Raw genomic sequence first — 8,291 nt, forward strand, 5'->3', positions numbered from 1 at the left:
GTCGTGTGCCGTCGCGCCGGCCAGGCGGATCAGTGCCTCGTCGTTCTCCCGCAGGGAGGAGACGTCCAGGTTGTGCGAGCCGGTGAAGGTCCACTTCGTATCGGGGTGGCCCGCGTAGTTGCCCTCGATGAGCAGGTACTTCGAGTGGACGAAGTAGCCGTCGGCGTCGAGGCGGTAGGGCTTGATCCGGGCGTGGCCCTGCAGGGTCGCGAGGTCGTTGGAGTCCTTGTAGACGACTTCGATCCAGCAGTCCTGGTCGGCGAGCGAGCGCAGCTTGGCCGCGATCTCGTCCCGGTGCAGGGCCCAGGCGGCGATCCGCACGATGGTCTTGTGGGAAGTCGTGCCGACGTTCGTGTTCCCGGTGCAGGAGACGTTGTTGAGGAACCCGAGCACGATGTCGCCGCTCTGCTGCGGGAAGAAGTAGTACTTCGTGTCGCCGGCCTCGCCCTGCCGGTAGTAGTCACTCGTCTTGTTCATGGCGGCGAGGTCGTTGAAGTAGCCGGTGTACGCCGTGTAGAGGGCGGTGTTGCCGACGACGGTGTACGCGTTGTTCCACTGCCGGGTCGTGGCCGAGAGCGTCTGGTTGGCGGAGCTCTGGATGACCACGTCCTCGGCGACTCCCGCGTCGCCGACGCGGGAGAAGAGGAAGAACTTGTTGTGGTTGATCGGGTTGGTGCCGCCCGCGGCGATGCAGGCGCCGCCACCGGTGCACACCTGCACCCAGGAGCCCTGCGTCTTGTCGGTTCCCAGGGCGGCGATCAGGTTCTGTGCGGGCGCCGGATTCGGAGCCTCGACGGACTTGTGGTCCAGGACCACGCGTACGTTGACCCCGCGGCTGTGCGCGGCTACCAGGGCGTCGGTGTAGTCCTGGTCCTGCATGACGTAGAGGGCCGCTCGCAGCGTGCGTCCCCCCTGGGTGCTGTCGATCGCCCCGATGATGTGGTTCTTCACGGCGTTCTGTTCGGCCGCCGTCCCCTTCGGGTTGTTGAAGACGGCACCGGTGACGACGGGGGGCACGCTCTCCGCGACCGCGGGCGTGATCCCCGAGAACAGAAGGGTGAAGGCGACCGACACGGTCGCCCAGAAACGCTGACGGATGGCTCCTCCTCGGCTGGATGGTGGCATGAGCCTGCCATGAGTCATCCATGAGGAGGGACGTAGGGTGCCTCGGGCGGGTGCGGCCCGGCCCACGAGCCGCACGCGCGGCGGGGGCCGGGCCGGTGGTTCCGGATCCGCTCAGCCGGGCCAGGTTCCGGTGGCCTTGCGGACGGCGGTGGCTCCGCTGCGGTCCACCGCCGCCTTCACCGCGGCGAAGATGGCGCCCTGCACGGCCGCGGCGAGAAGGATCTCGCGCCAGGATCGGTCCTCGTCGGTGGCGTCCGGCGCCTCGTCCTCATGGCCCAGCAGTTTCCAGGCCTGCCGGAAGACCGCTGCGGCCACCATGCCGGCGGCGGCACCCGTCAAGAAGCCCACCGGCTTGTACATGATCTTCGACATCTTCATGTCAGCGTCCCCCATTCCTGCAGGACCGCCAGAGGACGGCCACGGCCACGACCAGCCCCACACCGCCGACCAGCACCAGAGCGCGGTGGCGGCCGGCCGCCTGGGCGGCTCGTTCGGCCTTCTCCCTGACGGGCGGCGGCGTCCTGTCCTGTGCCGCGTGGAGCGCGTGGGCCGCTTTGTCCTCGACCGGGTGATCGTGTGTGAGGCCTTCTCCTGGGCGGCAGCCCTGACCTCGGCCGCCTTCTCCTGCGCGCGGGTCTTGACGTCCGCCCGCGCGGCCAGGGCCTCGACGGTCCGGCCCAGCTCCTCGCGAGTGACTTCGACTTCCTCGCGCAGCCGCTCGGGGGTGGGGGCGGGTTTCCCCCCGGGGGCCTGATCGCCGCTCATCGGTGAACCCTTTCCTTGATCTCGGCCACGTCGGCCTTCACGCTGTCGATGGTCTTCTGGGGGGTCGGTGGGGCCGCGCGGTGGATCTCCCGCTTCCCGACGGCGGCGAGAATCGCCGCGAGAGCCGCCAGCACCCCGGTGACGATCAGTGCCGACGCCCATACGGGCAGAGCCAGGGCGAGGGCGGCGATCGCCGCGGCGACCAGGGCCTGCAGAGCCAGGACGGCGACGAGTCCGGCCCCGCCGAAGAGGCCGCCGCCCATGCCGTACCTCTTGCCCTTCGCCTGCATCTCCGCCTGCGCGAGGTGCAACTCCTGCCGTACGAGCGTCGTCAACTGCTCCGCGGCCTGCTTCACCAGCGCGCTCGTCGAGTCGTGATCGTGGTCGTGCGACGGTGCCGGGGGCTGCACGGGGTGGTTCATCGCTGGAGCCTGCCTTCCCTCTCTGCCCGTACGACCGACGGGTCGTGGGGTCTGGATGCTGTCCGGATCTGCGGGAGCCTCTGGGGCGCCCGTACCCGCCCGACGCCGCCTCATCCGTCACCCCGGGCGCCCGTGCCGTCCGGCTCACCCATCCGCCGGCGGTCCTCGTCGGTCCACTTGCTCGTCTCGCGCGGCTCCACGTACGGCTCCTCGTCGGCCGGGTGGCCGTCGAGGATCGCGCGTTCCCGGGACATCTCCGCGTCGAACTCCAGGCCCAGCAGGATCGCCAGATTGGTGATCCAGAGCCATACGAGGAAGATGATGACGCCGGCGAGCGTGCCGTAGGTCTTGTTGTAGGAGCCGAAGTTCGCCACGTAGAGCGCGAAGCCGGCGGAGGCGATCATCCAGATCACCAGCGCGAGGAAGCTCCCGGGCGTGATCCAGCGGAGGCCACGGCCCTTCGCGTTCGGTGCGGCCCAGTACAACAGCGCGATCATGATCGTGACCAGCACCACCAGCACCGGCCATTTGGCGATCGACCATGCCGTCACCGCGGCCTCGCTGACACCCAGCGCGGACCCGGCCTGCCGGGCGAGGCCGCCGCTGAACACCACGATCAGGGCGCTGACGCAGGCGAGGATCATCAGCGCCAGCGTCAGCAGCACGCGCAGCGGGGTCAGCTTCCAGACCGGGCGGCCTTCGGGCATGTCGTAGACGGCGTTCGAGGAGCGGATGAACGCGGCCACGTACCCGGACGCCGACCACAGGGCGCCGAGCAGGCCGACGACGGCCAGCACCGATCCGGTGCCGCCGCTGGCCTGCAACTGCTCCACGGCTCCGGTGATGATGTCGCGGGCCGAGCCGGGGGTCAGCTGGGTCAGGTTGTCCAGGATGGTCCGCGTCGCCGACTTCCCCGTCACGCCGAGGAGTGAGACGAGGACGAGGAGCGCCGGGAACAGGGCCAGCACGCTGTAGTACGTCAGTGCCGCGGCGCGGTCCGGCAGCTCGTCGTCCTTGAACTCCTTCACCGTGCGGCGCAGGACCGCTCCCCAGGACCTCTTGCCCATCTCGGTGGGCCCCTCGGGGGCCTCCTGCCGGTCATGCCCGCCGGGCCGGTCGGGCCCGGCGGGAGCTGCCGGCGGTTGCCTGTCTCGACCTGTGTCAGCCATGACACGCGGTTAACCAGAAATGCCGACGCGAATCCCGGGACGCGCATTCCCACCCGGATGCCCGTGAGCCGTGTCTCATCGTGGCCCGCGCGCTTGTGTATGCAACGAGTTGCATAGAAAGATTCGAGGCATGGCACTCGAACACGCGATCCTCGTGTCGCTGCTGGAGAAGCCGGGCTCCGGTTATGAGCTGGCCCGGCGCTTCGAGCGGTCCATCGGCTACTTCTGGACCGCCAGCCACCAGCAGATCTACCGCGTGCTCAAGCGCATGGAGAGCGACGGCTGGGTCGACGTCCGGGACGTGCCGCAACAGGGCCGCCCGGACAAGAAGGAGTACTCCGTCGCAGCTCTCGGACGGGACGCCCTCGCCGGGTGGCTGCACGAGCCGATCCAGCCCGAGAGCGTCCGGCACGACCTCGCCGTGAAGATCCGGGGCGCGGCCTTCGACGACCCGGCGGCGCTGATCCGCGAGGTGGAGCGCCACCGACAGGCGCACACCGAGCGTCTGGCTCACTACCTCGCGGGCCAGGCGCGCGACTTTCCGGAGTCACGGTCGCCCGGCACCGGTGCCGGCACCGGCCTCGACTCCGACCCCCACCCCGTCGCCCTCCCCTCTCCGCCCGACGCCGGGCGGGAGCTCCAACACGTCGTGCTGCGCGGTGGCATCGCGTACGAGCGGATGATGCTCGACTGGCTCGACGACGTGCTCGCCACCCTTCGACGGCTCGGATCCGCGCGCTGACGTGCGCTGACTCGACCCGTCGGTACGACCCTTCCTCCTCTCCATCCCACCCGAAGGCGGACATCCATGGCCGACTCGCTGCTCTTCAACCCGCGCACGTACGACCCGGCGCACTTCGATCCGGAGACCCGCAGGCTGCTGCGCGCCACCGTCGACTGGTTCGAGGACCGCGGCAAGCGCAGGCTGATCGAGGACTACCGCTCCCGTGCCTGGCTGGGCGACTTCCTCACCTTCGCCGCCAAGGAGGGGCTGTTCGCGACCTTCCTCACCCCCGCCGCCGCGGCCGACGACAACGACGACAAGCGCTGGGACACCGCCCGGATCGCCGCGCTCAACGAGATCTTCGGCTTCTACGGTCTCGACTACTGGTACGCCTGGCAGGTGACCATCCTCGGTCTGGGCCCGGTGTGGCAGAGCGACAACGCCGCCGCCCGCGCCCGCGCGGCCGAACTCCTCTCCCAGGGTGAGGTGTTCGCGTTCGGTCTGTCCGAGAAGACCCACGGCGCCGACATCTACTCCACCGACATGCTGCTGGAGCCGGACGGCGAGGGCGGCTTCCGGGCCACCGGCTCCAAGTACTACATCGGCAACGGCAACGCCGCCGGTCTCGTCTCCGTCTTCGGCCGTCGCACCGATGTCGAGGGTCCGGACGGCTACGTCTTCTTCGCCGCCGACAGCCGCCACCCGGCGTACCACCTGGTGAAGAACGTCGTCGACTCCTCGAAGTACGTGAGCGAGTTCCGCCTGGAGGACTACCCCGTAGCCCCCGAGGACGTGCTGCACACCGGCCGCGCCGCCTTCGACGCCGCCCTCAACACCGTCAACGTGGGCAAGTTCAACCTCTGCACCGCCTCGATCGGCATCTGCGAGCACGCGATGTACGAGGCCGTCACCCACGCCCAGGGCCGCATCCTCTACGGCCGCCCCGTCACCGCCTTCCCGCACGTGCGCCGCGAGCTGAGCGACGCGTACGTCCGTCTCGTCGGAATGAAGCTGTTCAGCGACCGCGCCGTCGACTACTTCCGCTCCGCCGGCCCGGACGACCGTCGCTACCTCCTCTTCAACCCGATGACGAAGATGAAGGTGACCACGGAGGGCGAGAAGGTCATCGACCTGATGTGGGACGTGATCGCCGCCAAGGGCTTCGAGAAGGACAACTACTTCGCCCAGGCCGCGATCGAGATCCGGGGGCTGCCCAAGCTGGAGGGCACGGTCCACGTCAATCTCGCGCTGATCCTCAAGTTCATGCGCAACCACCTGCTGGATCCGGCCGAGTACGCGCCCGTGCCGACGCGGCTCGACGCGGCCGACGACGCCTTCCTCTTCCAGCAGGGCCCGGCCCGCGGTCTGGGTTCCGTGCGCTTCCACGACTGGCGTACCGCCTACGACGCGTACGCCGACGTGCCCAACGTCGCCCGCTTCCGCGAGCAGGCGGACGCCCTGTGCGACTTCGTCACCACCGCCGCGCCCGACGAGGAGCAGAGCCGCGACCTGGACCTTCTCCTCGCGGTCGGCCAGCTGTTCGCGCTCGTCGTGCACGGCCAGCTGATCCTGGAGCAGGCGCGCCTGACGGACCTCGACGGGGACGTGCTGGACGAGCTGTTCGCCGTCCTGGTACGCGACTTCTCCGCGCACGCCGTCGAACTCCACGGCAAGGACTCCGCCACAGAGGAGCAGCAGCGCTGGGCCCTGGACGCGGTCCGCCGCCCGGTCGTCGACAAGGCCCGCTCGGCGCGCGTCTGGGAGCGCGTCGAGGCGCTGGCGGGGGCGTACGAGATGGCGCCGTGACCCTGCGCCAGGCACGTGCCGGGGTCTGGCCGGCGCGTGCCGGGCACGTCCTTCGCGGGCCGTCACCGGAGTCCGGCGTCCGCCGGAGCTTCGGGGGCGGCCCGTGCGGCATTAGGCTCGGGGCCGTGAGCAGCGAGGTGGCGGACGGCACGACGGCGGCGAGGACGGGCGAGGGGCGGTACCGGCGGGAGGAAGTGGCCCGGGCGGCCGGCGTGAAGGTCCGCAATCTCCGCTACTACCAGGAGCGCGGGCTGCTGCCCCCGCCCCGCCGGGAGGGCCGGATCGCCTGGTACTCCGACGAGCACCTGACCCGGCTGCGGCTGATCGACGACCTTCTCGGTCGCGGCTACACCGTGAACGGCATCGCCGAGGTGCTGGACGCGTGGGAGCAGGGCGGCGGTATCGCCCAACTCCTCGGGCTCGGACGGGAGATGGCCCAGGGGTGGGCACAGGAGGAGCCCGTCACGATGGACCTGGCCGAACTGCGGGAGCTGTTCGGCCCGGCGGCGACGCCTCAGGACACCCGACGGGCCGCCGCGCTGGAGTACCTGCGGATCGAGGGGAACACCGTCACCTTCCGGAGCCGGCGGCTGCTGGAGGCGACGCTGACGCTGGTGCGGCAAGGGGTGCCGCTCGCGGAGATCCTGGACGCGGGTGACTTCGTGCAGAGTCAGGCCGCCGCGCTCGCGGATCGGTTCGTCGCCCTGTTCCGGCGTCATGTCATCGGCCCGGAGGGCATGGAGCGGCTTTCGGCCGCACGGTTGGATCACATCGGGGAGACCGCGGCGGCGCTGCGCCCGGTGGCGGGTGAGGTGGTGGCCACGGAGTTCGCGCGGGCGATGGCCCGGAGGGTGGAGGCGGAAGTCGCCGCGCTGCTGCGTACGGAGCAGTAGGACTTGTCCGAAAGGGAGCTCTCGCGCAACCTTGCCAACCACCATTGGCACTCTTACATTCAACTCCACGGTCATACCCGCGAGTAGCGATCACGCGCGACGGGACCGGATCACCCACCATGCCTCTCCCACCCATCAAGGGGGATCTTCCATGGAACACGCATCGGACAACCGCGAGTTAGGCGACGGCCGGGTCAGATGGCGGCGCTTCGCCGTCCTGACGGTCCCGGCCGTGGGCGTCACCGCCGCGCTCGGCATCGCCCTCGCCCAAGGGGCGCTCGCCGCCTCCTTCGCCGTCTCGGGCCAGCAGTTCAAGGTCTCGGCCGCGAGCCTGACGGGCGAGGGCTTCGTGCAGTACGGCAGCGTGGACGTCAACGCCCGGGAGGAGCTCATCCCGGTGGCGGTCACCGCCATCAAGGAAGCCAAACTCCACAGCCTCTGCCAGTCGGTGGTCACCTCGCTCCCGGTGATCGGCGACGTCTCGCTCAACCTGACCGCCGGTCAGAAGACGCCGGTCGAGGCGACGAACCTCTTCGTCGACGCCACCCAGCTCTCCGGCAACGCGGCCTTCACCAACATCGAGATCGGCCGCGACGCCTCCACCCTGGACAAGGGGCCGGCCGACGCCCAGGGCATGCAGGACCTGTTCGCCCAACAGGCCGACACCGTCGCCATCACCGATCTGAAGCAGACGGCGTGGGCCACCAACGCCGGCACCTTCAAGCTCTCCGGTCTGAAGATGACGGTCGACAAGGGCAAGAAGGAATGCTTCTGACCCCCTGGCGGAAGCGGTTCCGGCGGTGGCGCCGTAGCCGTCCGTTCTGGGGCGGGCTCGCCGCCGCCCTCGCGGGGGCCGAGATCTGCGCCCTGCCGCTCGCTCCGCTGAAGGTCATGCTCACCCAGGGCGTGGCGGGCATCCCGTCCGTCCTGATGGGCCTCGTGATGATCGTTCTCGGCGTCTCCGTCTGGTTCGCCCCGCACTACCGCACCCTCGCCGGGGTCGTCACCACCCTCATCGCCACCGCCGCCCTGGTGCTGTCGAACCTCGGCGGATTCCTCTTCGGCACCCTGCTGGGCATCGTCGGCGGCGGCCTCATGTTCGCCTGGCAGCCGCGCACCCCCACGCCCGGCGCTTCCACCCGATCCGGCGGTACGGCGACATCCGTACCGCCCGCAGCACCGCAGGCGTCACCCACCACCGCTCGACACGCGCCACCTTCCGCCGCACCGCTCTCCGATCCCCAAGGAGCACAGCCATGAGCCGCACGCACACCACCCTCGCCCTCGGACTCGCCGCCGCCGGCGCGTTGACCCTCGGCACCGTCTCCGCCACCGCCGCCCCGTTACCGTCGGCGGCGGCCGGCTCGACCACCGTCACCCCGGCCGG

9 protein-coding genes and 1 pseudogene are annotated in these 8,291 nt (G+C 70.1%); 5 read left to right on the plus strand and 5 right to left on the minus strand.

Annotated features, from left to right (window positions below):
* The 5 genes and pseudogenes from IE136_RS16360 to IE136_RS16380 form a co-directional block, all read right to left on the minus strand.
* A partial coding sequence (locus IE136_RS16360; RefSeq protein WP_189600713.1) for a phospholipase D-like domain-containing protein occupies positions 1 to 1,125 on the minus strand: 1,125 nt, incomplete at its 3' end.
* 111 nt (positions 1,126 to 1,236) lie between these two features.
* Positions 1,237 to 1,503: a DUF4235 domain-containing protein gene (locus IE136_RS16365; protein ID WP_158993231.1), complete on the minus strand. Its 267-nt coding sequence runs from the start codon at positions 1,501 to 1,503 to the stop codon at positions 1,237 to 1,239.
* A 273-nt stretch (positions 1,504 to 1,776) separates the two neighbouring features.
* Positions 1,777 to 1,890 (minus strand): annotated as a pseudogene (locus IE136_RS35685) (DUF3618 domain-containing protein); the annotation flags it as partial.
* Positions 1,887 to 2,312: a phage holin family protein gene (locus IE136_RS16375; protein ID WP_158993229.1), complete on the minus strand. Its 426-nt coding sequence runs from the start codon at positions 2,310 to 2,312 to the stop codon at positions 1,887 to 1,889. The gene IE136_RS16375 and the pseudogene IE136_RS35685, both read right to left, overlap by 4 nt.
* 110 nt (positions 2,313 to 2,422) lie before the next feature.
* Entirely contained in the window at positions 2,423 to 3,481 is a 1,059-nt protein-coding gene (locus IE136_RS16380) for a YihY/virulence factor BrkB family protein (RefSeq protein ID WP_189600714.1), read from the minus strand.
* A gap of 130 nt (positions 3,482 to 3,611) precedes the next feature.
* On the opposite strand from IE136_RS16380, the gene IE136_RS16385 reads away from it, so the two are divergent.
* From IE136_RS16385 to IE136_RS16405, 5 genes are all read left to right on the plus strand, one after another.
* Positions 3,612 to 4,223: a PadR family transcriptional regulator gene (locus IE136_RS16385; protein ID WP_158993225.1), complete on the plus strand. Its 612-nt coding sequence runs from the start codon at positions 3,612 to 3,614 to the stop codon at positions 4,221 to 4,223.
* 66 nt (positions 4,224 to 4,289) lie between these two features.
* Positions 4,290 to 6,011, plus strand: coding sequence for an acyl-CoA dehydrogenase family protein (locus tag IE136_RS16390; RefSeq protein ID WP_189600715.1), 1,722 nt, complete (start codon positions 4,290 to 4,292; stop codon positions 6,009 to 6,011).
* Positions 6,012 to 6,136: 125 nt separating this feature from the next.
* On the plus strand, positions 6,137 to 6,904 hold the full coding sequence (locus IE136_RS16395) for a MerR family transcriptional regulator (protein ID WP_229818889.1): 768 nt from the start codon (positions 6,137 to 6,139) through the stop codon (positions 6,902 to 6,904).
* A gap of 151 nt (positions 6,905 to 7,055) precedes the next feature.
* Positions 7,056 to 7,679 (plus strand): DUF6230 family protein, encoded by a 624-nt coding sequence (locus IE136_RS16400; protein ID WP_158993221.1) that lies wholly within the window; start codon positions 7,056 to 7,058, stop codon positions 7,677 to 7,679.
* Positions 7,670 to 8,164: a DUF6114 domain-containing protein gene (locus IE136_RS16405; RefSeq protein ID WP_229818890.1), complete on the plus strand. Its 495-nt coding sequence runs from the start codon at positions 7,670 to 7,672 to the stop codon at positions 8,162 to 8,164. Before IE136_RS16400 ends, IE136_RS16405 begins: the two co-directional genes overlap by 10 nt.
* The last annotated feature ends 127 nt before the right edge of the window (positions 8,165 to 8,291 follow it).

Source organism: Streptomyces lateritius (assembly GCF_014649715.1).
In the GTDB taxonomy this organism is placed as follows: Bacteria; Actinomycetota; Actinomycetes; order Streptomycetales; family Streptomycetaceae; genus Streptomyces; species Streptomyces lateritius.